At 68.4% G+C, this 22,429-nt stretch carries 23 protein-coding genes; 11 read left to right on the forward strand and 12 right to left on the reverse strand.

The window, feature by feature from the left end:
* Positions 1-7 precede the first annotated feature (7 nt).
* A complete protein-coding gene (locus tag DKG75_RS17690; protein WP_109922499.1) occupies positions 8-907 on the reverse strand; it encodes an inositol monophosphatase family protein in 900 nt (299 codons plus the stop codon).
* Positions 908-966: 59 nt separating this feature from the next.
* The gene (locus DKG75_RS17695) at positions 967-1,404 is read right to left on the reverse strand and encodes a DUF6010 family protein (RefSeq protein ID WP_109922500.1); all 438 of its coding nucleotides are present in this window, start codon (positions 1,402-1,404) and stop codon (positions 967-969) included.
* Between the two features lie 87 nt (positions 1,405-1,491).
* Between DKG75_RS17695 and DKG75_RS17700 the strand changes: the two genes are divergently transcribed.
* The gene (locus DKG75_RS17700) at positions 1,492-2,448 is read left to right on the forward strand and encodes a GlxA family transcriptional regulator (RefSeq protein ID WP_109922501.1); all 957 of its coding nucleotides are present in this window, start codon (positions 1,492-1,494) and stop codon (positions 2,446-2,448) included.
* Here the strand turns inward: DKG75_RS17700 and DKG75_RS17705 are convergent.
* Positions 2,430-3,191: an ABC transporter permease gene (locus DKG75_RS17705; RefSeq protein WP_109922502.1), complete on the reverse strand. Its 762-nt coding sequence runs from the start codon at positions 3,189-3,191 to the stop codon at positions 2,430-2,432. The two genes, DKG75_RS17700 and DKG75_RS17705, sit on opposite strands and share 19 nt — an antisense overlap.
* On the reverse strand, positions 3,188-4,114 hold the full coding sequence (locus DKG75_RS17710) for an ABC transporter ATP-binding protein (RefSeq protein WP_109922503.1): 927 nt from the start codon (positions 4,112-4,114) through the stop codon (positions 3,188-3,190). Before DKG75_RS17710 ends, DKG75_RS17705 begins: the two co-directional genes overlap by 4 nt.
* 176 nt (positions 4,115-4,290) lie before the next feature.
* On the opposite strand from DKG75_RS17710, the gene glpD reads away from it, so the two are divergent.
* Together glpD and DKG75_RS17720 are read left to right on the forward strand one after the other, a co-directional pair.
* On the forward strand, positions 4,291-5,796 hold the full coding sequence (glpD, locus tag DKG75_RS17715) for a glycerol-3-phosphate dehydrogenase (RefSeq protein ID WP_166646259.1): 1,506 nt from the start codon (positions 4,291-4,293) through the stop codon (positions 5,794-5,796).
* The gene (locus DKG75_RS17720) at positions 5,796-6,593 is read left to right on the forward strand and encodes an HAD-IIB family hydrolase (protein WP_109922505.1); all 798 of its coding nucleotides are present in this window, start codon (positions 5,796-5,798) and stop codon (positions 6,591-6,593) included. The genes glpD and DKG75_RS17720 overlap by 1 nt, the downstream gene beginning before the upstream one ends.
* 10 nt (positions 6,594-6,603) lie before the next feature.
* On the opposite strand, the gene DKG75_RS17725 is transcribed toward DKG75_RS17720, so the two are convergent.
* The gene (locus DKG75_RS17725) at positions 6,604-7,137 is read right to left on the reverse strand and encodes a DUF1254 domain-containing protein (protein ID WP_109922506.1); all 534 of its coding nucleotides are present in this window, start codon (positions 7,135-7,137) and stop codon (positions 6,604-6,606) included.
* Positions 7,134-7,709, reverse strand: coding sequence for a DUF1214 domain-containing protein (locus DKG75_RS17730; RefSeq protein WP_166646260.1), 576 nt, complete (start codon positions 7,707-7,709; stop codon positions 7,134-7,136). The genes DKG75_RS17725 and DKG75_RS17730 overlap by 4 nt, the downstream gene beginning before the upstream one ends.
* Positions 7,710-7,888: 179 nt before the next feature.
* Here DKG75_RS17730 and DKG75_RS17735 point away from each other — a divergent pair, with 179 nt between their 5' ends.
* Positions 7,889-8,254 (forward strand): hypothetical protein, encoded by a 366-nt coding sequence (locus DKG75_RS17735; RefSeq protein WP_109922508.1) that lies wholly within the window; start codon positions 7,889-7,891, stop codon positions 8,252-8,254.
* Positions 8,251-8,961: a hypothetical protein gene (locus tag DKG75_RS17740; RefSeq protein WP_109922509.1), complete on the forward strand. Its 711-nt coding sequence runs from the start codon at positions 8,251-8,253 to the stop codon at positions 8,959-8,961. Before DKG75_RS17735 ends, DKG75_RS17740 begins: the two co-directional genes overlap by 4 nt.
* 8 nt (positions 8,962-8,969) lie before the next feature.
* Here DKG75_RS17740 and DKG75_RS17745 read toward each other — a convergent pair whose 3' ends face one another.
* Both DKG75_RS17745 and DKG75_RS17750 read right to left on the reverse strand, forming a co-directional pair.
* The gene (locus DKG75_RS17745; protein ID WP_109922510.1) at positions 8,970-11,495 is read right to left on the reverse strand and encodes an ABC transporter permease; all 2,526 of its coding nucleotides are present in this window, start codon (positions 11,493-11,495) and stop codon (positions 8,970-8,972) included.
* Positions 11,492-12,178 (reverse strand): ABC transporter ATP-binding protein, encoded by a 687-nt coding sequence (locus tag DKG75_RS17750; RefSeq protein ID WP_109922511.1) that lies wholly within the window; start codon positions 12,176-12,178, stop codon positions 11,492-11,494. The genes DKG75_RS17745 and DKG75_RS17750 overlap by 4 nt, the downstream gene beginning before the upstream one ends.
* A gap of 46 nt (positions 12,179-12,224) precedes the next feature.
* On the opposite strand from DKG75_RS17750, the gene DKG75_RS17755 reads away from it, so the two are divergent.
* The 5 genes from DKG75_RS17755 (at position 12,225) to DKG75_RS17775 (ending at position 15,832) form a co-directional block, all read left to right on the forward strand.
* Positions 12,225-12,851: an arylesterase gene (locus tag DKG75_RS17755; protein WP_425086458.1), complete on the forward strand. Its 627-nt coding sequence runs from the start codon at positions 12,225-12,227 to the stop codon at positions 12,849-12,851.
* A gap of 29 nt (positions 12,852-12,880) precedes the next feature.
* Entirely contained in the window at positions 12,881-13,921 is a 1,041-nt protein-coding gene (locus tag DKG75_RS17760) for an NADP(H)-dependent aldo-keto reductase (RefSeq protein WP_109922512.1), read from the forward strand.
* Positions 13,922-13,988: 67 nt separating this feature from the next.
* Positions 13,989-14,432 carry an SRPBCC family protein gene (locus DKG75_RS17765; protein WP_109922513.1) on the forward strand — a complete coding sequence of 148 codons (444 nt, stop codon included), beginning with the start codon at positions 13,989-13,991 and terminating at the stop codon, positions 14,430-14,432.
* A gap of 78 nt (positions 14,433-14,510) precedes the next feature.
* Positions 14,511-15,320: a class I SAM-dependent methyltransferase gene (locus DKG75_RS17770; protein WP_166646261.1), complete on the forward strand. Its 810-nt coding sequence runs from the start codon at positions 14,511-14,513 to the stop codon at positions 15,318-15,320.
* Between the two features lie 50 nt (positions 15,321-15,370).
* Positions 15,371-15,832 carry a VOC family protein gene (locus tag DKG75_RS17775; protein ID WP_109922515.1) on the forward strand — a complete coding sequence of 154 codons (462 nt, stop codon included), beginning with the start codon at positions 15,371-15,373 and terminating at the stop codon, positions 15,830-15,832.
* Positions 15,833-15,835: 3 nt separating this feature from the next.
* On the opposite strand, the gene DKG75_RS17780 is transcribed toward DKG75_RS17775, so the two are convergent.
* The 4 genes from DKG75_RS17780 to DKG75_RS17795 form a co-directional block, all read right to left on the reverse strand.
* Positions 15,836-16,495, reverse strand: coding sequence for a LysE family translocator (locus DKG75_RS17780; protein ID WP_109922516.1), 660 nt, complete (start codon positions 16,493-16,495; stop codon positions 15,836-15,838).
* A 146-nt stretch (positions 16,496-16,641) separates the two neighbouring features.
* Positions 16,642-18,273, reverse strand: coding sequence for an acyl-CoA synthetase (locus tag DKG75_RS17785; protein ID WP_109922517.1), 1,632 nt, complete (start codon positions 18,271-18,273; stop codon positions 16,642-16,644).
* An 85-nt stretch (positions 18,274-18,358) separates the two neighbouring features.
* Positions 18,359-18,994 (reverse strand): YjbE family putative metal transport protein, encoded by a 636-nt coding sequence (locus DKG75_RS17790; RefSeq protein WP_208111876.1) that lies wholly within the window; start codon positions 18,992-18,994, stop codon positions 18,359-18,361.
* Between the two features lie 19 nt (positions 18,995-19,013).
* Entirely contained in the window at positions 19,014-20,324 is a 1,311-nt protein-coding gene (locus DKG75_RS17795; protein ID WP_109922518.1) for a hemolysin family protein, read from the reverse strand.
* Between the two features lie 196 nt (positions 20,325-20,520).
* Here DKG75_RS17795 and DKG75_RS17800 point away from each other — a divergent pair, with 196 nt between their 5' ends.
* Positions 20,521-22,428, forward strand: coding sequence for a propionyl-CoA synthetase (locus DKG75_RS17800; protein WP_109922519.1), 1,908 nt, complete (start codon positions 20,521-20,523; stop codon positions 22,426-22,428).
* Position 22,429: the final 1 nt, after the last annotated feature.

The following is a 22,429-nucleotide window of genomic DNA, read 5'->3' on the forward strand; positions in this document are numbered from 1 at the left end:
CCGCCGCTCAGGCGTTCAGCAGGGCCAGAATCTCCGCATGGACCCGGGCGTCGCCGGTGGCGACCACGCTGCCGCCGGCTTGCGCGTCGCCGCCGGTCCAATCCGTCACCTGGCCGCCGGCGCCCCGTACGATCGGGATCAGGGCCTGGATGTCATAGGCTTCGAGATTGGTCTCGATCACCGCATCGACCTGGCCCGCCGCGACCATGGCATAGGCATAGCAATCGCCGCCGTAGCGGACCAGTTGCGCCCGGTCGGCGACGCGGGTGAAGGCGGCCTGGGTTTCCGGGGTGCGGAACAGGTGGGGGCTGGTGGTCATCAGCCGGGCCTGGGCGAGGCCGGGGCAGGCCCTGGTCTTCAGCCGTTTGGTGCCTAGAGCGGTTTCCGGCGAAGTGGAAACCAGTTTGCCGGAAACCGCTCTATTCAAGGACACTTGAGCGAATTGCCGATTCAATGAATCGGCAATTCGCTCTAGGAAGGCGCCGTCCGGATTGCCGGTGAAGCGCTCGCCGGTATAGGGCTGGTCCATGACGCCGATCACCGGGGCGGTGCCGTCGTTGAGGGCGATCAGCGTGCCCCACAGCGGCAGGCCGGTGATGAAGGCGCGGGTGCCGTCGATCGGGTCCAGCACCCAGGTCAAGGGTTCGGTCCCCGTCTTCTCGCCGTATTCCTCGCCCAGGATGCCGTGGCCCGGGTATTCCGCCTCGATCAGGGCGCGGATCGCGGCTTCCGCCCCCTTGTCCGCCGCGGTCACCGGGTCGTAGCCCTTGGCCCCGCCCCAGAGATCCGCCTTGTCGTCCACCGGCATGTCGGTGCGGAAATAGGGCAGGATCACCGCCCGCGCCGCATCGGCCAGGCGGCCGGCGAACCGGGTCATTGCTTCGATCTGATCAGGGGACAGCGTCATCACCACCTCGCACCACTTGCGCCGGAAACTAGGTCCCCGGCGCTCTCGGTGCAAGCCGGTCAAAGCAGCCAGATCGCGGCAAGGCCCAGCGCGAAGATCCAGTCGTAGGCCGCGCAGAAGGGCGGATACCAGGATTTCACCGCGACGAGGTCGCGGCTGTGCCCGCGGCCGTGGTGCAGCCAGTCCCAGACGCCATGGCCGGCATAGGCGGCGGGCACCACCCAGGGCGACCACCACAGCCCGGCCAGCGCCGCCCCCAGGAACAGGACCGCCACCACCGCCTCGACCGCGATCTGCCGGACCGAGCCCGCCTGGATGGCGAAGCCGAGATAGATCGCGCCGATCACCGCGACCGTCACCGCCGCGAGGTCGATCGAGGCGTCCCGGGGCAGGAACAGATGGGCCGGCACCGTCAGCACGCTAAGGCCGATGCCGACCAGGGCAGGGGCCAGGACCCCCTGGTGATGGTGGTGCTTGTCGATGGCGGTGGCCGTCATGCCCGTATCTCCGGATCGTGGTGATTGACCGCCAGGATAGGCGCGGGCTTCAATGGCCGAAATGACAATATTCCCGGGAATTCGGTCATGGCACGCGCGGTCTGTTTCCTGGTCTATCCGGATTTCGTGCTGTTCGATCTCAGCGGGCCGCTGGAAGCCTTCACCCTGGCGCGGGGCCTGTCGGGGGGCGAATACCGCCTGCGCGTGGCGTCGCTTGCCGGCGGGCTGGTGCGCAGCAGCGCCGGCCTCGAAGTGCTGACGGAACCCCTGGGCGAGGAGGCGATCGACACCCTGCTGGTGCCCGGCGCCCCGGCGCCCCTGGACGACCGGGGGGCGGTGGCCCTGGCGGCGGCGGTGGCGGCCGCTGCCGCCCGGGTGCGGCGCTGCGCCAGCGTCTGCACCGGCGCTTTCATTCTCGGTGCGGCCGGGCTGCTGGACGGGCGACAGGCGACCACCCATTGGCTGGGGGCGCCGCAATTGCAGGCCCTGTGCCCGGCGGCGCGGATCGAGGGCGACCGTATCTTCGTCCGCGACGGCGCGGTCTGGACCTCGGCCGGCATGTCGGCCGGGATCGATCTGGCGCTGGCCCTGATCGAGGACGACCTCGGGGCGGAGGTGGCGTGCAATGTCGCCCGGCTGATGGTGGTCTATCACCGCCGCCCGGGCGGGCAGAACCAGTTCTCGTCGCTGCTCGACCTCGATCCCGGGGCCGACCGGATCCGCAAGGTGCTGAGCTTCGCGCGGGACAATCTGGCGGCCGACCTCGGGGTGGAGCGGCTGGCGGCGATCGCCGGCCTCAGTGCCCGGCAGTTTTCCCGGGCCTTCACCGGCGCCTGCGGCATGACCCCGGCCCGCGCCGTCGAGCGCCTGCGGGTCGAGGCCGCCCGCCCCCCGGTCGAGGACGGGCGCAAGAGCTTCGACGAGATCGCCCGCGAGGCCGGCTTCGGCGATCCCGAGCGGATGTGCCAGGGCTTTCTCCGCGTGCTGGGCCAGACCCCGCAGGAGGCGCGGCGCAGGGCCCGGGCTCAGACCTTGAGCCGGTAGCCGCTGCGGAAGATCCAGGCGATGCCGCCGAGGCACAGCACCAGGAACACCCCGGTCATGCCCAGCGACAGGCCGAGATCGACCTCGGCCTGGCCGAAGAAGCTCCAGCGGAAGGCGGAGACGAGATAGACCACCGGGTTGAACAGGCTGACCGTCTGCCAGAACGGCGGCAGCATTTCGATCGAATAGAAACTGCCGCCGAGGAAGGTGAGCGGGGTGACGATCAGCAAAGGCACCAGTTGCAGCTTCTCGAAACCGTCGGCCCAGATGCCGATGATGAAGCCGAACAGGCTGAAGGTGACCGCGGTCAGCACTAGGAAGGCCAGCATCAGCACGGGATGCTCGATCCGCACCGGCACGAACAGGGTGGAGGTGGCGAGAATGATCAGCCCGAGCAGCACCGACTTGGTGGCGGCGGCCCCGACATAGCCGGCGACGATCTCGAACGGCGAGACCGGGGCCGACAGCACCTCGTAGATCGTGCCGGTGAAGCGCGGGAAATAAATGCCGAAGGACGCGTTCGAAATGCTCTGCATCAGCAGCGTCAGCATGATCAGGCCGGGCACGATGAAGGCGCCGTAGTCGACCCCGTCGATCGCCGCCATGTGCTGGCCGATCGCCGCGCCGAAGACGACGAAATAGAGCGAGGTGGAAATCACCGGCGAGATGATGCTCTGCATCAGGGTGCGCCAGGCGCGGGCCATCTCGAACAGATAGATGGCGCGGATCGCGTGGATGTTCATGGCCGCGTGCTCACCAGGCTGACGAAAATATCTTCGAGGGAATTCTGGCGGGTCTGGAGGTCGTTGAAGCGGATGCCCGCCTCGCCGATGGCGCCGAGCAGGGCGGTGATGCCCGTCCGCTCGCCCTTGGTGTCATAGGTATAGACCAGCTCCCGCCCCTCGCCGTCGAGACGGAGGTCGAAGGCGGCCAGATCGCCCGGAAGTGCTGCCAGGGGCTGCTGGAGATGCAGGATCAATTCCTTGCGGCCGAGTTTGCGCATCAGTTCGGCCTTCTTCTCGACCAGGATGATCTCACCCTTGCGGATCACGCCCACCCGGTCGGCCATTTCCTCGGCTTCCTCGATATAATGGGTGGTGAGGATGATGGTGACGCCGGTCTCGCGCAGTTTGCGCACCATCTCCCACATGTCGCGGCGCAGTTCGACGTCGACGCCGGCGGTCGGCTCGTCCAGGAACAGGATGCGCGGTTCGTGGGACAGGGCCTTGGCGATCATCACCCGGCGCTTCATGCCGCCGGACAGCTGGCGCAGCTGGCTGTCCTTCTTGTCGAGCAGCGAGAGGTCGCCGAGGATCTTCTCGATCAGGGCCGGATTCCGGCCCTTGCCGAACAGGCCCCGGGAAAAGCTGACCGTGTTCCACACCGTCTCGAAGGCGTCGGTGGTCAGTTCCTGGGGCACGAGGCCGATCAGGCTGCGCGCCGCGCGGTAGTCCTTGACGATGTCGTGGCCGCCGGCCAGCACCTGGCCCGAGGTCGCGCGGGCGATGCCGCAGACGATGCTGATCAGCGTCGTCTTGCCGGCGCCGTTCGGGCCGAGCAGGGCGAAGATCTCGCCCTCGTCGATGGCAAGGTCGATGCCTTTGAGGGCGGTGAAGCCCGAGGCATAGCGCTTGGTGAGTTTCTTGATGTCGATGACCGGCTTCATGGGCCGGGACAATACCCCAAGCCGGCGCTGGCCAATAGCCCCGCCGCGCGCATGGCAGATGCCGGGGCGCCGGCCCGGAAACCGCCCTCAACCGGCGGCGGATTGTCCCACGGCCGTCCCGCATCCATGCTATGAGGGCGGGGCCGGCGGCGAACCGGCGGGAATGGGACAGGGGCATGAACAGCCAATTCGACCTGGTGGTGATCGGCGGCGGGATCAACGGCGCCGCGGTGGCGCGGGATGCGGCGGGCCGGGGCCTGCGGGTTCTCCTCGCCGAGGCGAACGACTATGCGAGTGCGACCTCGTCCGCCTCGTCCAAGCTGATCCACGGCGGCATCCGCTATCTCGAGCAATATGAATTCCGCCTCGTCCGCGAATCGCTGCACGAGCGCGAGACCCTGATGAAGCTGGCCCCCCATCTGGTCTTCCCCCTGCAATTCCTGGTGCCCGTGACCCGGGGCCAGCCGCGCCCGGCCTGGGTGGTGCGCCTCGGCCTCTTCCTCTACGACATGCTCTCGGGCCGGCGCCTGCTGGCGAAGACCGGGCGCCTGACCCGGGCGGCGCGGGACCGGGTGCCGCGCCTTCGCCCCGACAGCGTGCGCGCCGTCCTGCATTATCCCGACTGCTGGACCGACGATGCGCGCCTGACCCTGGAAACCCTGCTGGACGCGCGGAAACGCGGCGCCGACATCGGCAATTACCGCCCGGTGACGAAGATCGAGCCGCGGCAGGACGGCTATCGCGTCACCCTGCGCGAGGACGGGCGGGCGCGGACGGTCGATGCCCGCTTCGTCGTCAATGCCGGCGGGCCCTGGGTGAACGAGGTCCTGGCCAAGGTGGCGGGCGGGCCGCCGCCGGCGAAGCGCCTGCGCCTCGTCCGCGGCAGCCATATCGTCCTGCCCATGCCCGCCCCGGCGGAGACCCGGGCGTTTACCTTGCAGAACGACGACAGGCGGGTGGTCTTCGTCATTCCCTGGCTCGGCCGCTTCCTGATCGTCGGCACCACCGACGTGCCCCATGACGGCGATCCGGCCCGGCCCCGCTGCTCGGACAAGGAGCGGGATTATCTGCTCGACTGCTATCGCCGCTTCTTCAATCACGACGTCACCGCCGCCGACGTGGTCTGGACCTGGTCCGGTGTCCGCCCCCTGGTCGACGACGGGGAAGACAATCCGTCCAAGGTGACGCGGGAATACGAATTGGTCTCGACCCGTCAGGGCCGGGGCGCCCTGGTCTCCATCTTCGGCGGCAAGATCACCACGCACCGGAAACTGGGCGAACTGGTGATGGCGGAACTGGCCGCGCTCGGCGCGAGCCTGGGGCCGGCCTGGACCGCGACCGCGCCGCTTCACGGCGGCGAATACGACCGCGAGACCCTGGCCCGCCTGGCCGAAAACGGCCCCGAGGACATCCCGGCCGAGATCCGCCGGCGCTGGGCCTTCACCTATGGCGCCGAGATCGAGACCCTTTATGCCATGATCCGCCAGGAGCCGGAGCTTGCCCGCCTCGTCGGCGGCATGGTGCCCGAGGCGGAGCTTGTCCATGCGGTCACGGTCGAGGATGCCCGCACGGCCGAGGATTTCCTCTATCGCCGGACCAAGGCCTTCATCCTGATGGACCAGGCGGGGCGCGATGCGGTGGACGGCTGGTTCGCCCAGCGCCGCAGCCCGGACGGCCCCTGATGCGCCCCCTGGCCGAGATGCCGGCGCTGGTCCGCGCCGGCGTCGATTTCGTCCTGACCGATATCGACGACACGCTCACCACCCACGGCCGCCTGCCCGCCGTCACCTATGCCGCGATCGAGCGGCTGGCGGACGCGGGGATCAAGGTCGTGCCCATCACCGGGCGGCCCGCCGGCTGGTGCGACCTGATCGCCCGGCAATGGCCCGTCGCCGCCGTGATCGGCGAGAACGGCGCCTTTTTCTTCGCCCACGACCGGGCGGCGAACCGGCTGGTCCGGCGCTATTGGAAACAGGACCCCAAGGTCCGCGCCGCCGACCGTGCCCGGCTGGCCGCCCTGGCGGAAACCATCCCGGCCCAGGTGCCGGGGGCGGCGGTCGCCACCGACCAATTCTGCCGCGAGGCCGATCTCGCCATCGATTTCCGCGAGGATGTGGCGCCCCTGCCCTGGGCCGCGGTCGATCGCATCGTCGCCCTGTTCGAGGCGGCGGGCGCCAGCGCCAAATACAGCACCGCCCATGTCAACGGCTGGTTCGGCGACTGGGACAAGCTGGCGATGACCCGCATCCTGTTCCGCGACTATTTCGGCGCGGACCTGAACGATTGTCGCACCCGTGTCGCCTTCATCGGCGACAGCCCGAACGATGTGCCCATGTTCTCCTATTTCCCGCTCGCGGTCGGGGTCGCCAATCTCGATTTCTTCGGCGACCGGCTGGCGGCGAAACCCGCCTATGTGACCACGGCCCGCGGCGGCCAGGGCTTCGCCGAACTGGCGGATGCCCTGCTCGCCGCCCGCTGACGCGGGGCGGTCAGGCCAAAGGCTTGCACACCAGGGTCCGGCGGGCTTCGTCGGCGGCGGCGGCGAGTTCCGGCGTCGCCGCCAGGGCCCGCAGCAGCAGGAGGCCGGTTTCGGTCGGCATGGTCACCAGCCGCGCGCCCTCGGGCAGGGTGGGCGGCGGCTTGTCCGGCCCGGCGATGACGAGGCGGATCGGGCCGCTGCCGGTGGTCGCATTGCTGATGACGAAGACATTGTCTGTGATCGCATCGAAGACCGAGAGGGAGAAATAACTCTCCGGCGGCGTGGCGCTGACCTCGACCGGGCCCTGGCGCAGGTCCAGCGCACAGCTGGAATAGCGAAGATCCGGGGACGGCAGCACCACCCAGCGCGACGTGTCGTCGACGGCGGGCGGATGCAGCGGCCGGTTCGGGCCGCCCGCGGTTGCCGCCGCGCGGTCGATCACCACGCTCATGATGAGGCGGGGCAGGGCCCAGACGGCGGCGACATGGGTGACGGCGGCGACGACCAGGACGATCGCCGCCCGGCGCAGCAGGCGCGCGGTCATGAGCAGGCCTTTCGCGTGATCGTGGGCAGGACGGCGGTGGCCGGGTCGGTGGCCACCGTTCCTTGCGGGTTGTAGAGCCGGGCCAGCAGCACGAGCCTGTCAGCAGTCCCGCTGGGCAGCCAGTTGCCCGGCGCCTGGTCGCGGGCGATGGTCAGGCGGAAGCTGCCGTCCGCTTCCCGCGCCAGGTTGGCGTCATTGAAGGACCAGCGCTGCTCCGGGTTGGCGATCAGGAAATGATCGCCGGCATAAAGCGTGACCGACCACCAGCGCGCCGGCAGGTCGCGGCCCGATAGTTCATAGGTGCAATTGCCGCGCAAGGGTTCGCCCTGGTCGTCCGCCCGGGCGATGAAATAGATCGTCTCGCTGCGGCTCAGCGCCAGCAGCGCGCCCAGCGCGACCACGGCCCGGGTATAGAGGCCGCGGTCCGTGCCCCCGGCATCGAGGGGCGTCTGCCACGCGCCGACCCTGGTCGCGGTCCGGTCCAGCGAGATATTGAGCCCGGCCCAGGCACTGCCGAGGCCAAGGGCGGCCCCCAGCACCAGCAGCACGAATCCGACGATGATGCGACGCATGCCCCTCCCCCTCGGCCTTCCGTGGCCTGTTGCGGGCATCCTCCGCCGGGGATTCCGGGGGCGCAATGCCCGAAACGGGCAGGGGGCGGGTCGTGCCGGCGGCCCACGACCTTGCCGGCCTTGACGATGCCTGCCGTTGTTGCAAACGTTAGGCCGTGCTTCAGGGGGGCTTGAGCCACATGATCGTTGTCGATTTTCGCCGATGCGTCCGTGCGGGCGCGCTTGCCGCCATCCTGTCGTCCGCCGGGGCGGCGGCCGCTGCGGCCGACATGGCGTCCGGTGCCTTTGAATGCTGGTTCTTCAGCGAGCCGCGACTGACCTTGAACTTCACGGTCACCGGGCCGGGGACCTACAAGGGCTACGATGGCTCGGCCGGCGAATATTCGATCAGTGAGGCGAGCGAGGTGACTTTCACCAGTGGAACGCTCGCGGGTGCGCTGCCGGACGGCTTCAAAGCGGTTTACGAGGTGCGCCAGGGCGTCCCGACGCTGAGCTTCGTCAGCGGCCGCGGCTCGGAAGCCGCCTTTTGCCAGAATACCCGATGAATACACCCGCGCGTCGCGGGCCCGGGGCCGCCGTCGAGACGGTATACGGGCATCCCTGGTACGGCATCGGGCTGATCTGGTTCGTCGTGCTGCTCCTGGCGGGGCTCGTCGCCGGCATGATCGCCGGTGCCTTGGCGCTGTTCATCACCGGCGATCCCGGTTCCGGCGTGTTGCTGGCCCTGTTCGGCCTTCTTCTTGCGCCGGTGATCCCCATCGTGGTCCGGCCCGCCCGGGCCATGGTCCGGCACAAGGTGCGCATCGGCAGCGACGGTCGCCTGCACATGACCTTGCCGACCTGGGGCCGCAACAGTATCCGGCCGCCGTTTCACGATGTCGAACTCGCCGCCGCCGACATTGCGGGGATCGAGCGCCGCGAAGTGATCCGCCAGAGCATGGGCGTGCCCTGGATCGAGGAATGCTGGCGTGTCGTGACCCACAGCGGCGAGAGTTACGATTTCGGCTCCCGCGCCGCGCAAGGCTCGATCCAATTCCCGGTCGAGGCCGCGGGACAGGCGATCGCCCGGTTCGCGGGGGTTGCGATCGGCGAGGTCGGCGATCCGGTGGAAGCCGGCGCCGACGGCCAAGTCCACCCCCTGACCCCGGCCGAGGCCGAGGGCAAGCGCCGTACCGCCCATAATTTCTGGATCGGCATCGGGATCGCCATGGCGCTGCTCGCCATCCTTCGCGTTTGCGCCCAGTCGGGATAGGCCGGCGTTCAGGCCAGGCTGCGCAGCACCGGTGCCGGCCGCCCCGCCAGCGCGCCCCAGGTCCCGGCCAGGCCGAGACCGACGGTGAGCACGATGCCGGCCGCGGCCGCCAGCACGGCGATCAGGGGATCGAAGGTGAAGCTGCTGCGCATGACCCCGACCATGACGCCATAGGCCGCCGCCGTCCCCGCCCCCAGCGCGACGAGGCCGGTGGCAAGGCCGAGCACGGCATATTCGAGGCTGAAGGCGGCCAGCACCTGGGCGCGCGAGGCCCCCAGGGTCTTCAGGATGACGGCATCGTAGAGCCGCTGGCGGTGCCCGGCGGCCAAGGCGCCGGCCAGGACGAAGAGGCCGGCGACCAGGGTAACCGAAGCGGTAACCTGGACGGCCAGGGCGAGCTGGCGCAGCATGCCGTCCACGGTTTCGAGCGCTTCCTTCATGCGGATCACCGAAATATTGGGGAAGCGGTCGGTGACGGCGCGGAACACCTTGGGTTCCGCCTCGGGGCTGGCGCGGACGGTGGCGAGGAAATTATGCGGCGCGGCTTCGAGCATGCCGGGCGAGAACACCAGGGCGAAATTGATGGTCAGGGTGGTGTAGTCGATGCGGCGCAGGCTGGCGATTTCCGCCTCGATGTCGCGGCCGAGCAGGTTGACGGTGATCCTGTCGCCGATCGAGAGGTCCATCGCCTCGGCCAGGGCCGCGTCGAAGGAGACGAGGGGGGCGCCGCGGTAATCCGCCGGCCACCAGGCGCCGGCGCTCAGGCTGGCGCCCTCGGGCGGCACGGCGGCATAGGTCACGCCGCGGTCGCCGCGCAGGGCCCAGCGGCCGTCCGGCTTCACCGGGTATTGGTCCGCCGGCACGCCCTTGATGCGGGTGATCCGCCCGCGCATGGAAGGGACGGCTTTCAGGTCGGCGGTGCCCTCGATGCCGGTGACCAGGGTCGTGAAGGCCTCGATCTGGTCGGTCTGGATGTCGACGAAGAAGAAGGACGGCGCGGCGCTGGGCAGGCGTTCCGTCACCTGATTCTGCAGGTTGAACTGCACCAGCGCGACCGCGACCAGCAAGGTCAGGCCGAGGCCGAGCGAGAGCACGACCGAGCCGGTCGCCGCCCCCGGCCGGTGCAGGTTGCCAAGCGCAAGCCGCGCCCCCGGCCGTGCCGGCCGGGGCAGGCGCGCGGCGATCGCGGTCACCGCCAGCCCGGCCAGGCGCAGCAGGACGAAGACGCCAAGGGTGCCGAGAATGAAATAGAGACCGAAGGAAATCTCGTTGGCGGTGGCAAGGGCAAGGCCGATGAGAATGACGACGAGCGCCGCCATCATGGCCAGATAGCGTTTCCGCGGCAGCACGCGGTCGGGCGCCACGAGATCGCGGAACAGATGGGCCGCCGGCACTTCCCGCGCCCGGGCCAGCGGCCACAGGGCGAAGAGCAGGGCGATGACGAGGCCGAAGGCGCTGGCCAGCAGCAGGGGCTCGGCATAGATGCCGATCTCGGCCGGGATCGGCAGGGCGGCGCCGATGACGCCGCCAAGGGCCACAGGCAGCAGGGCGCCGACGGCAAGGCCGATGGCGATGCCGACAAGGGCGATCGCCGTCACCTGGATCAGGAACACGGCGAAGACGAGGCCGGCCGGCGCCCCCAGCGATTTCAGGATGGCGATGGTTCTGGTCTTGGTCGCCATATGGGCGCGCACGGCGCTGCCCACCCCGACCCCGCCGACGACCAGCGCGGTCAATCCCACCAGGGTCAGGAACTGGCCCAGGCGGTCGACGAACTGGCGGATGCCGGGGGCGGCGTTGGAACTGTTGCGGATACGCCAGCCGGCGTCCGGCTGATCGGCCTTCAGGTCTTCCGCGAGGGCGCGGGCATCGGTCCCGGGCGGCAGCTTCAGGCGGTAGGAGGTGCTGATCTGGCTGCCCAGCTGCAACAGGCCGGTGGCCGGCAGGTCGGCCATGGCGATCATCACCCGGGGGCCGAGGCCGAAGGCGTCGGAACCGATGTCCGGCTCGGCGGCGATCACGGCGCTGACGCGGAACTGCGCATCGCCCAGGGTGATCGTATCGCCGACGGCGGCCTCGATCCGGGTCAGCAGCACCGCATCGACCGCGGCACCCGGCAGCCCGTCGCGGCGGGCGAAGGCATCAGTCGGGCTTTGCGCCGGTTCGAGGCCGAGGCTGCCGTAAAGGGGATAGGCGCCGTCCACCGCCTTCAGCTCGACCAGGGTGCGGCCCTCGGCGCCGCCGACGCGGCGGGCCATGGCGCGCATCTGCCGGACGGTGGAGACGGCGACGGCTTTCCCGGCGATATAGGCCTCTTCCCCGGCCGTCGCCTCGCGCTGGACGAGGCGCAGCTCGATGTCGCCGCCGAGGAGGTCCTGGCCCTTGGCGGCCAGTCCGGCCTCGACCGCGCGGCCGAGATTGCCGATGCCGGCGATCGCCGCGACCCCCAGGATCAGGCAGGCCAGGAAGATGCGGAACCCGCGCACGCCGGCGCGCAATTCCCGCCGGGCCAGGGTGACGGCGAGGCGGCTCATGGCCGGCGCTCGTCCGCCACCACGAGGCCGTCGGCCAGGCGCAGCTGGCGGTCGCAGCGCGCGGCCAGGCCCGGATCATGGGTGACGAGGACGAGGGTGGCGCCATGCCGGCGCCCCAGGCCGAAAAGAAGCTCGACGATGGTCTCGCCGGTCTTGCCGTCCAGGTTGCCGGTCGGCTCGTCGGCGAACAGGATGCGGGGGCTGGCGACCAGGGCGCGGGCCAGGGCCACGCGCTGCTGCTCCCCGCCCGAAAGCTGTGCCGGATAATGGTCCAGCCGGTGGCCGAGGCCGACAAGCTCCAGTTCGGCCCGCGCCTTGGCCCGGGCCGCGCGGTCGCCGGCAAGCTCAAGCGGGACCGAGACGTTTTCGAGCGCGGTCATGGTCGGGATCAGGTGGAAAGATTGGAACACGATCCCCACATGATCGCGGCGGAAGCGCGCCAGGCGGTCCTCGTCCAGCGCGTGCAGCCCGTGGCCGGCGACGGTGACGGTGCCGCTGGTGGGCTTCTCCAGCCCGGCCATGACCGACAGCAGGGTCGATTTCCCGGAACCCGAGGGACCGATCAGGCCGATGGTCTCGCCGGGCTCGACGGCAAGGTCGATGCCGCGCAGGATGTCGACCGGTCCGGCGGCGCTGGCGAGCGTCAGCCGCACGGCTTCGAGCTTGATTTCAGGTGAGGCCAAGGAGGGGAACCCTGTGCGAAACAGTACCGGAATTTGGTCATATGGCTTGCGCGCCCTGGTTTTCAACCTCGCGGTCGTGCTGGGGCTCGCGGTTTCGGGGGCGGGGGCGCAGGCGCAGCCGAAAACCGTGCTGGCGCTGGGCGATTCGCTGACCCATGGCTATGGCCTCGACGAGCCGGAGATTTTCCCGGTGCGCCTGCAACAGGCGCTGGCCGGCGCCGGGGTCGAGGCCCGGGTGGTCAATGCCGGGGTCTCGGGCGATACGTCCGCCGGGGGGCTGGCCCGGCTCGACTGGGCGTTGGGCGATCCGGCGGCGGCGCCCGATCTGGTGATCGTCGAACTGGGCGCCAACGATGCCCTGCGCGGCCTGGACCCGGCCTCGACCGAGGCCAATCTCGACCGGATCCTGGCCGTCCTCAAGGAACGGGGCATTCCCGCCCTGCTGGCCGGGATGAAGGCGCCGCCGAACCTTGGCGCCGATTATGTCGCCCGCTTCGATGCTCTCTATCCCCGGCTTGCGGAAAAGCACGGGGTGCCGTTCTATCCCTTCTTCCTCGACGGCGTCGCCGCCCAGCCCGCGCTCAATCAGGCGGACGGCATGCATCCCAACGGGGCGGGCGTCGCCATCATCGTCGAACGGATCACGCCCCTCGTGGTCCGCGCCCTCCAGTAGTCTCGCGTTCCGTCAACAAGGATTGCCGCATGAAGTACCGCCGGCTTGGCCGCACCGATCTCGACGTCAGCGTGATCTGCCTCGGCACCATGACCTGGGGCGAGCAGAACACCGAGGCGGAGGCCCATGAGCAGCTCGACTACGCCCTCGACCAGGGGGTGAATTTCCTCGATACCGCCGAAATGTACCCGGTGCCGCCCAGGGCGGAGACCCAGGGCCGGACCGAGGCCTATATCGGCTCCTGGCTGAAGGCCCGGGGCAACCGCGACAAGGTGATCCTCGCGACCAAGGTCGCCGGGCGCGACGGCCCGGGCGGCCATATCCGCCAGCCCACCACCCGGCTGGACAAGGCCCAGATCAACCAGGCGATCGACGCCAGCCTGAAGCGCCTCGGCACCGATTACGTCGATCTCTATCAGGTCCATTGGCCGGAACGGCTGACCAATGCCTTCGGTATCGCCGAATACCGGCATTTCGAGCAGACCGACCTGATCCCGATCGAAGAGACGCTGGACGCGCTCGCCGGCCTCGTGAAGGCGGGCAAGGTGCGCCATCTCGGGGTTTCCAACGAAAGCCCCTGGGGGGTGATGCGCTATCTCGAAGCCGCCGACCGCCTGGGTCTGCCCCATATCGTCTCGATCCAGAATGCCTACAGCCTGGTCAACCGGCTGTTCGAGATCGGCCATGCCGAGATCGCCCACCGCGAGGGGGTCGAACTGCTGGCCTATTCGCCGCTCGGCATGGGGCTCCTGACCGGGAAGTATTTCGGCGGCGCCCGGCCGGCCAATGCCCGGCTGACCCTGTTCTCGCGCTTCGTCCGCTATGCGACGGCGGGGGCGCAGGCGGCGGCCGATGCCTATGTCACCCTGGCGCGCCAGCATGGCCTGGACCCGGCGCAGATGGCGCTGGCCTTCGTCAACAGCCGGCCTTTCCTCGGCGCCAACATCATCGGCGCGACCAGTCTCGAACAGTTGAAGGCCGACATCGGCTCGATCGACCTCGACCTCTCCGACGAGGTGCTGAAGGGGATCGAGGCGATCCACCGCGCCAACCCGAACCCCTGCCCCTAATCCAAAAAGACGTAGGCAGCGGCCTGCGGCTGGCCGATCCTGTTCCCCGGATTTCAGGGAGGGGCGGATGGCCAGCCGCAATATCGCGTTCAACCTCGTGGTGAAGGCGCCGCGCCCGGCGGTCTTCGCCTGGCTCGGCGATCACGAGAAATTCGGCTCGCTGCTGCCGGGGCGGACGAAGCGGATCATCGACGGCACGGGGCCGGGCGGGGTCAATGGCGCCGGCTCGGTGCGCCGGGTTTCCTTCGGCGTTTCCTATACGGACGAGAAGGTGACGGCGCTGATCCCGGACGAATATGTCGAATATACCGTGATCGAGGGCAGCCCGGTGAAGAACCACCTGGGCTGCATCCGCCTGACCGATACGGCGGACGGCGGCACCGAGATCGACTATCGCATCACCTTCGATCCGCGCATTTCGTTCCTCGGCGCGCCGACCGAGATGCTGGTGCGGCATATTCTCGGCGGCGGCCTCGCCAAGCTGAAGCAGCGGGTCGAGCGCGCGGCCTGACGTCGGCCTGCTTGTTTCGCCGGGGGCGGCGGGCCTATGATCCGCCCGCCTTGCCTTCCCCCCCTGCGAGACCCCGCGATGAGTCACCCGCATGATGCCAACCGACGCCATTGGGACGAGGTGACGGCCATCCATCGCGACTCGGCCTTCTATAAGGTGGATGCCTTTCTTGCCGGCCATTGCACCGTCGGCCCCGTCGAGCGCGAGGGACTGTCGCCCCTGCTGCGCAAGAACCTGCTGCATCTCCAGTGCCATTTCGGCCTCGACACGCTGTCGCTGCTGCGCCTCGGCGCGTCGCGGGTGACGGGGGTCGATATTTCGGGGGCGGCGATCCGCGAGGCGTCGGCCCTGGCGGAAAAGCTCAAGCTCGGCGCCTGGGCCGATTTCGTCGAGGCGGATGTTCTCGACCTCGACCTGAAAAGCCGCTTCGAGCGGATCTTCACCTCCCATGGCGCGATCAACTGGCTGTCGGATATCGAGGCCTGGGGCCGGGTCGTCGCCCGCCACCTCGCCCAGGACGGGGTCTTCTACATGATGGAAGCCCATCCCTTCGGCCTGGCCATGGATCTGGAAACCTCGGGCCGGCTCTACCAGCGCTTCGATTATTTCCACAAGGACGAGCCGATGGCGCTCGACGGCGTGCCCGATTACGCCGTGCCCGACTATCTGCCGAAGGAGCCGGGCATCGGCTGGGCCTGGACCATCGCCGACATCATGGCGGCGCTGGAAAAGGCCGGGCTGCGGGTCTTCGAGTTTCGCGAATATCCCTTCGCCGCCTGGGAAGCCCTGCCCGGCATGACGGCGGAGGCCGGCGGCTATTACTGGCGCCGGCACGAGGGGCCGGACCTGCCCCTGCTGTTCAGCCTGAAGGCGCGCCACGCGGCTTGACTCGCCGGCGGTTCTCCTGGAACATAAGAAGAACACTCGGGGAGGCGAACATGGTGAAACCCATTCCGGACGGTTATGAAGGCGTGACCCCCTATCTGATCGTCGAGGGGGCGGCCCGGGCGATCGATTTCTACCGCGCGGTCTTCGATGCGGTCGAATTGTTCCGGATCGGCGCCGGGGGCGACAGGATCGGCCATGCCGAACTGAAATTCGGCCAGGGCATCATCATGCTGGCCGATCCCTTTCCCGAATACGGTGCCCTGGCGCCGGTGCCCGGGGCGGCCGGGGCCAGCGTCTCCTTCACCTTCTATTGCCCGGACGTGGACGATCTGGTCGCAAGGGCGGTGGCGGCGGGGGCGGTGCTGCGCAGTCCGGCCGAAGTGAAATTCTACGGCGACCGCATGGCCAGCCTGGTCGATCCCTTCGGCCATGTCTGGCATGTCGCCACCCATGTCGAGGATGTCTCGCCCGACGAGCTGGAACGCCGGGCTGCGGCCCAGGCGGGGGGCTGAGGCTCAGACCAGCTTCCGTTCCGTGAAGAACAGGCGCAGCGCGAAGCCGATGAAGATGAGGCCGGACAGGCCCTCGACCCCGGTGCGGAACCAGCGGTTGCCGGCGATGCGGCTGGCCGTGCCGGCGGCGAAGGCGGCGATGGCGGCGAGGTAGAGGCCGCCGACCACCGCGATCATCATGCCCATGACGAAGGTCTGCACCGCGACATGGCCGAGCTGGGGCGCCACGAACTGCGGCACGAAGGCAAGGTAGAACAGGATCACCTTGGCGTTCAGCAGGTTGGTGACCAGGGCCTGGGTGAAGATGCGCCGGGCCGAATCCGGCGCGGCACGCAATTCGAGGGTGCCGTGCTCGCGCCAGTGCCGCCGGGCCGCCGCCAGGGCGCGCAGGCCGAGCCAGGCCAGATAGACCGCGCCCAGCAGCTTCAGTCCCTGGAACAGGGCGGGCGAGGCCGCGACCAGGGCCGAGATGCCGGCGGCCGCCAGGGTCGAATGGATGGTGTTGCCGAGGGTGATGCCGCCGATCGCGGTCCAGCCGGCCCGGCGCCCGTCGAACAGGCTGCGGCCGAGGACGAGCAGGAAATCCGGCCCCGGGATCAGGATCAGGACGATGACGGCGACGAGGTAAAGCTGGAACAGATGCGGGTCGAAGGGCAGGGACATGATGCACCTGGGGAAAGCTGCCGCCAGCTTAGGACGCTTCGATGAAACCGCACATGCAATCTCTGCATGCCCTATCCCCTGCATGCCCTGCCGGGAAGGGGCCCGGATCGCCGACCCGGGCCCCGTCGGTCACAGTGCCCTGGCGGTCACAGCGCCTTGGCGCGGTCGCGCAGGACGAATTTCTGCACCTTGCCGGTCGAGGTCTTGGGCAATTCCTCGAACACCACGGTGCGCGGCACCTTGTAGCCGGCGAGATTGGCCTTGCAGAAGGCGATGACCTCGTCTTCCGTCAGGCTTTCGCCCGCCTTCACGTTGATGAAGGCGCAAGGGGTCTCGCCCCATTTCTCGTCCGGGCGGGCGACGACCGCGGCTTCCAGGATCTTCGGGTGCTTGTAGAGCACGTCCTCCACCTCGATGGTCGAGATATTCTCGCCGCCCGAGATGATGATGTCCTTCGAGCGGTCGCGCAGCTGGATATAGCCGTCCGGGTGGATGACGCCGAGGTCGCCCGAATGGAACCAGCCGCCGGCGAAAGCCTCGTCCGACGCCTTGGGGTTGCGCAGGTAGCCCTTCATCACCAGGTTGCCGCGGAACATGACCTCGCCCATGGTCAGGCCGTCGCGCGGTACCGGGGTCATGGTGCCCGGGTCCATGACGTCGAGCCCGGCCAGCAGCGGCGACTTCACGCCCTGGCGCGCCTTCAGCGCCGCCTGCTCGTCGGTCGAGAGCGCGTCCCAATCCTCGTTCCAGGCGCAGATCGTGGCCGGGCCATAGGTTTCGGTCAGGCCGTAGAGATGGGTGATCTTGAAGCCGTTGTCTTCCATCGCCGCGATGACGGCGGCCGGCGGCGGTGCCGCGGCGGTGAAGAGTTCGACCGGATGGGGCAGGGGGCGCTTCGCCTCGGCGCCGGCATTGATCAGCATGCCCATGACGATGGGCGCGCCGCACAGGTGGGTGACCTTGTATGTCTCGATCGAGGCGTAGATCGCCGCCGCCTCGACCCGGCGCAGGCAGACATGGGTGCCGCCGACGATGGCGAGCGACCAGGTGAAGCACCAGCCGTTGCAATGGAACATCGGCAGGGTCCAGAGATAGACCGACTTGCCGGTCATCCCCGCCGAGACGATGTTGTCGACCGCGTTCAGATAGGCGCCGCGGTGGTGGTAGACGACGCCCTTCGGATTGCCCGTGGTGCCCGAGGTATAGTTCAGGCTGATGGCGCGCCACTCGTCGTCGGGCCCGGTCCAGGCGAAGTCCGGATCGCCGGCGGCGATGAAATCCTCGTATTCGATCGCGCCCAGGCGCTCGCCCCGGCCCGTGTACTGGGGATCGTCGATGTCGATGACCAGGGGCTTCGCCTTGGCGATCTCGAGCGCCGCCTTGATCACATGCGAGAATTCGCGGTCGGTGATCAGCACCTTGGTCTCGGCATGGTCGAGGGTGAAGGCGATGGTCGCGGCATCGAGGCGGATGTTCAGCGTGTTCAGCACGGCGCCGGTCATGGGCACGCCGAAATGGGCGTCCAGCACCGGCGGGGTGTTCGGCGCCATCACGGAAACCGTGTCGCCGATGCCGACGCCGCGTGCCGCCAGCGCCGAGGCGAGGCGCCGCGCGCGGGCATAGGCTTCGGCGTAAGTATAGCGCAACTCGCCGTGGATGATGGCCGTCCGCGTCGGATAGACCGCCGCCGCCCGCTCCAGAAAGCCGATCGGCGTCAGCGGGACATAGTTGGCGGCATTCTTGTCGAGGTCGACTTCGTAATGATTGATCTTGCTCATAGCGGCCCCCCGGGCGGGCATTCTTGTTGGTGTCGAGACTGGCCCTCTCGAACGAAGTGCGCGGCTTGTTTTTTCAAAATTGTCGTCAGCTCGCCGCCGCCACGACCTGTACCGTCCCCTTATAGATCATGTCCAGCGCGACATAGGTAATGATCGCAAGGCCGACATAGGCGATCCAGTGATAGCGCTTCAGCAGGGTGACGACCACGCCGGCGGCGATGCCCATCAGGGCGATCGACAGGAGAAGGCCAGCGACCAGCACCCAGAGATGGTCCCGCGCGATGCCGGCGACCGCCAGCACATTGTCGAGGGACATGGAAACATCGGCGAGCACGATGTGCAGCACCGCGCCCTTGAAACTGGCCGGGGCCTTTTCGCCGGGGACGAATTCCTCCTCGTCGCCGGCTTCCCGGCCGCTGGCCCGGGCCTTCCGCTGGGCGTCGACCTCGCGCCACATCTTCCACGCGACCCAGAGCAGGAGCAGCCCGCCGGCAAGGGTCAGGCCGATGATCGCCAGCAGTTCGGTGGTGATGACGGCGAAGACGATGCGGAGCACCGTGGCGCCGACCAGGCCCCAGATAATGACCCGGCGCCGCAGTTCGGGCGCCACCGCCGACGCGGCAAGGCCGATCACCACCGCATTGTCCGCGGCCAGCGCAAGGTCGACCAGGACGATGCTGGCAAAGGCCGCCAATTGTTCGGCGATCAGGCTCCAGTCCACGGGCGGTACTCCGGAAAGCTCAGGTGTCGGCGGCGTCGGGGGCGATCGGGGCGATCAGCACCTTGTCCACCCGGCGGCCATCCATGTCCACGACCTCGAAGCGATGGTCGCCCAGCACGAAATGGTCGCCCGCCGAGGGAATACGCTTCAGACGGTGCATCATCAAGCCGCCGAGCGTGTTGAAATCCGCATCCCCTTCTTGCGGTTCGATCATGCCGAGCAGGTCCCACAGCCGGTCCAGCGAATAGCCGCCGTCGACGAGCAGGGAACCGTCCTCGCGCTGGACCACGGAACGCTCGTCTTCCGGCGTGTCCGCCTCCTCCAGCTCGCCGATCAGGGCTTCGAGCAGGTCGGTCAGGGTGACGATCCCCTGGATGTCGCCATATTCGTCGACGATCAGGGCCATGGGGCTGCCGCTCGCCCGGAACACTTCCAGCGCCTTCAGGGCCGGGGTGGTTTCCGGGATGTAATGGGCGGGGTGGATGGCGGCGGCCAGGTCGAAGGGCTTGCCCGCCATCATCTGCGCCTGCCCAAACAGGTCCTTCACCTGCACGAAGCCGAGCACGGTCTTGGTCGAGCCCTTCTTCACCGGAAAGCGGGAACAATGGCTGGCGGCGATCTTCTGCCAGGTCTGGCGGGGCGGATCGTTGACGTCCAGCCATTCGATCTGGGTGCGCGGCGTCATCAGGGCGTCGACGTTGCGGTCGCCGAGGCGCAGCGTCATTTCGACGATCGCGCGCTCCGCCTCCAGGAATTCGCCGGCGGCGGTGCCTTCCTGCATCAGGACGCGGACTTCCTCGTCTGTCACATCCGGCTGTTTCGAGCCCTTGGGCAGCAGCCGCAGGACCAGATTGGTCGAGAAATTGATGAAGGCGACCATGGGTGCGGAAATCAGGGACAGGCTGCGCAGCGGCAGGGCGACGAAGGTCGCGATGTTTTCCGCCCGCGCCAGCGCCAGGCGCTTCGGCACCAGTTCGCCCAGGATCAGGGTGACATAGGTCAGGCCGGCGACGATGACGCCGATCGCGATCGTATCGGCGTAAGGGGCAAGCGGGGGGATGCCGGCGAAGATCTCGGTCAGCGGCCCGGCCAGCGCCTGCCCGCCGAAAGCACCCGACAGCGTGCCGATCGCGGTGATGCCGATCTGCACGGTAGACAGGAAGCGGCCAGGATCGCCCGCCAGTTCCAGCGCCACTTTGGCCGCCCGGCTGCCGCCGTCGGCCTGGCGCTTCAGGCGGGCACGCTTCGCCGCCACGATCGCCAGTTCCGCCATCACCAGGAAGGCGTTGAGCGCGACAAGCAGGACGAGAATAACGAGGTCGATGGTCATCGGTGGTAGGTCTCAGGCCCTCACCATAACACAAAGGCGGGATTCCGTGCGAATGGATGTTGGCGCGGCGATTTCTCCGACCAAAGTACGGGATCCGACCAAAGTACGGGGGGCATCGTCGGATTGGACGTTGCAATGATCGCCGGTATTTTGCTGAATCCGCGCCAATAGAGAGACCCGCTACAGGGGGGAAACGATCTTGGGCGCCTATAACGACCTCTATGCCCGCTGGCAGGCCGATCCGGAAGCCTTCTGGGCCGATGCCGCCAAGGCCATCGACTGGTTCGAGCCGCCGGCCGCCATCCTGGACGACAGCGCGAAGCCGCTCTACCGCTGGTTCCCCGGCGGTTCGGTGAACACTGCCTGGAACTGCCTCGACCGCCATGTCGAGGCCGGCCGGGGCGAGCAGGACGCGCTGATCTACGACAGCCCGGTGACCGGCACCAAGACCCGCTTCACCTATCGCGAACTGCGCGACAAGGTGGCGGAACTGGCCGGGGCCCTGGCCGCCAAGGGCGTGGTCAAGGGCGACCGGGTGCTCGTCTACATGCCCATGGTGCCGGAAGCGCTGTTCGCCATGCTGGCCTGCGCCCGCCTGGGCGCCATTCATTCCGTCGTCTTCGGCGGTTTCGCCGCCAAGGAACTGGCGACCCGGATCAACGACGCCAAGCCGAAGGCGATCGTCTCCGCCTCCTGCGGGGTCGAGCCCGGCCGCACCGTCGCCTATAAGCCGCTGCTGGACGAGGCGATCGAGCTTGCCTCGTTCAAGCCGGACTTCACCCTGATCCTCCAGCGCCCGATGCTGGCGGCGAGCCTCGTCCCCGGCCGCGACTTCGACTGGGCCGAGGCGGTGCGGGGTGCTGCACCTGCCGATTGCGTGCCCGTCGCCTCGACCGATCCGCTCTATGTCCTCTATACCTCGGGCACCACCGGGGTGCCCAAGGGCGTGGTGCGCGACAATGCCGGCCACATGGTGGCGCTGGCGTGGTCGATGAAGAATATCTACGGCGTCGCCCCGGGCGAGGTGTTCTGGGCGGCGTCCGACGTCGGCTGGGTCGTCGGCCATTCCTATATCACCTATGGCCCCCTGCTGATCGGCGCGACCACCATCCTTTACGAAGGCAAGCCGGTGGGCACGCCCGATGCCGGCGCCTTCTGGCGCGTCATCGAGGAATACGGCTGCAAGGTGCAGTTCTGCGCCCCGACCGCGTTCCGCGCGATCAAGAAGGAAGACCCGGACGGGAAACTTCTCGAAAAATACGATATTTCCGGCCTGCGCACCCTGTTCCTGGCCGGCGAGCGGGCCGACCCCGACACGGTGCAATGGGCCGAGCGCATGGTGAAAGTGCCGGTGATCGACCATTGGTGGCAGACCGAATCCGGCTGGCCCATGGCGGCCAACCTCGTCGGCGTCGAACTGCTGCCGGTCAAATACGGCTCGCCCACCAGGGCTGTGCCGGGGTACGACATCCGCGTCCTCGACAACGAGCACAACGAGGTCGAGGCGGGCGAGATCGGTTCCATCGTCGTCAAGCTGCCGCTGGCGCCGGGCGCCCTGCCCACCCTGTGGCAGAACGACGACGGCTATATCCGCTCCTACCTCAGCGATTTTCCCGGTTACTACAAGACCGGCGACGCCGGCTATATCGACGAGGACGGCTATCTCTTCGTCATGAGCCGGACCGACGACATCATCAATGTCGCCGGCCACCGGCTGTCGACCGGCGGCATGGAGGAAGTTCTCGCCTATCACCCGGATGTCGCCGAATGCGCCGTGATCGGCGCCGCCGACGCCCTGAAGGGCCAGGTGCCGCTCGGCTTCGTCGTGCTGAAGGCCGGCGTTAACCGGCCCGAGGCGGAGATCGAGAAGGAACTGGTGAAACTGGTGCGCGACAAGATCGGCCCGGTCGCCGCCTTCAAGACCGTGACCGTGGTCAAGCGCCTGCCGAAGACCCGCTCGGGCAAGATCCTGCGCGGCACCATGCGGAAGATCGCCGACGGCGAGAAATGGTCGATGCCGGCGACGATCGACGATCCGGTGATCCTGGACGAGATCACGGATTCGCTCCGCTCCGTCGGCTACGCCAAGGACAGCGCCGCCTGAC

Source organism: Zavarzinia compransoris (assembly GCF_003173055.1).
GTDB classification, from domain to species: Bacteria; Pseudomonadota; Alphaproteobacteria; order Zavarziniales; family Zavarziniaceae; genus Zavarzinia; species Zavarzinia compransoris.

What these genes read in the sequence shown, in the direction of transcription:
- DKG75_RS17710 (WP_109922503.1), bottom strand. Translation starts at nt 4,114, where the DNA reads ATGAAGCCGGTCATCGACATCAAGAAACTCACCAAGCGCTATGCCTCG.
- DKG75_RS17720 (WP_109922505.1), top strand. Translation starts at nt 5,796, where the DNA reads ATGCGCCCCCTGGCCGAGATGCCGGCGCTGGTCCGCGCCGGCGTCGAT.
- DKG75_RS17770 (WP_166646261.1), top strand. Translation starts at nt 14,511, where the DNA reads ATGAGTCACCCGCATGATGCCAACCGACGCCATTGGGACGAGGTGACG.
- DKG75_RS17745 (WP_109922510.1), bottom strand. Translation starts at nt 11,495, where the DNA reads ATGAGCCGCCTCGCCGTCACCCTGGCCCGGCGGGAATTGCGCGCCGGC.
- DKG75_RS17740 (WP_109922509.1), top strand. Translation starts at nt 8,251, where the DNA reads ATGAATACACCCGCGCGTCGCGGGCCCGGGGCCGCCGTCGAGACGGTA.
- DKG75_RS17730 (WP_166646260.1), bottom strand. Translation starts at nt 7,709, where the DNA reads ATGCGTCGCATCATCGTCGGATTCGTGCTGCTGGTGCTGGGGGCCGCC.
- DKG75_RS17690 (WP_109922499.1), bottom strand. Translation starts at nt 907, where the DNA reads ATGACGCTGTCCCCTGATCAGATCGAAGCAATGACCCGGTTCGCCGGC.
- DKG75_RS17695 (WP_109922500.1), bottom strand. Translation starts at nt 1,404, where the DNA reads ATGACGGCCACCGCCATCGACAAGCACCACCATCACCAGGGGGTCCTG.
- DKG75_RS17795 (WP_109922518.1), bottom strand. Translation starts at nt 20,324, where the DNA reads ATGACCATCGACCTCGTTATTCTCGTCCTGCTTGTCGCGCTCAACGCC.
- DKG75_RS17785 (WP_109922517.1), bottom strand. Translation starts at nt 18,273, where the DNA reads ATGAGCAAGATCAATCATTACGAAGTCGACCTCGACAAGAATGCCGCC.
- DKG75_RS17775 (WP_109922515.1), top strand. Translation starts at nt 15,371, where the DNA reads ATGGTGAAACCCATTCCGGACGGTTATGAAGGCGTGACCCCCTATCTG.
- DKG75_RS17765 (WP_109922513.1), top strand. Translation starts at nt 13,989, where the DNA reads ATGGCCAGCCGCAATATCGCGTTCAACCTCGTGGTGAAGGCGCCGCGC.
- DKG75_RS17705 (WP_109922502.1), bottom strand. Translation starts at nt 3,191, where the DNA reads ATGAACATCCACGCGATCCGCGCCATCTATCTGTTCGAGATGGCCCGC.
- DKG75_RS17760 (WP_109922512.1), top strand. Translation starts at nt 12,881, where the DNA reads ATGAAGTACCGCCGGCTTGGCCGCACCGATCTCGACGTCAGCGTGATC.
- DKG75_RS17735 (WP_109922508.1), top strand. Translation starts at nt 7,889, where the DNA reads ATGATCGTTGTCGATTTTCGCCGATGCGTCCGTGCGGGCGCGCTTGCC.
- glpD (WP_166646259.1), top strand. Translation starts at nt 4,291, where the DNA reads ATGAACAGCCAATTCGACCTGGTGGTGATCGGCGGCGGGATCAACGGC.
- DKG75_RS17700 (WP_109922501.1), top strand. Translation starts at nt 1,492, where the DNA reads ATGGCACGCGCGGTCTGTTTCCTGGTCTATCCGGATTTCGTGCTGTTC.
- DKG75_RS17725 (WP_109922506.1), bottom strand. Translation starts at nt 7,137, where the DNA reads ATGACCGCGCGCCTGCTGCGCCGGGCGGCGATCGTCCTGGTCGTCGCC.
- DKG75_RS17780 (WP_109922516.1), bottom strand. Translation starts at nt 16,495, where the DNA reads ATGTCCCTGCCCTTCGACCCGCATCTGTTCCAGCTTTACCTCGTCGCC.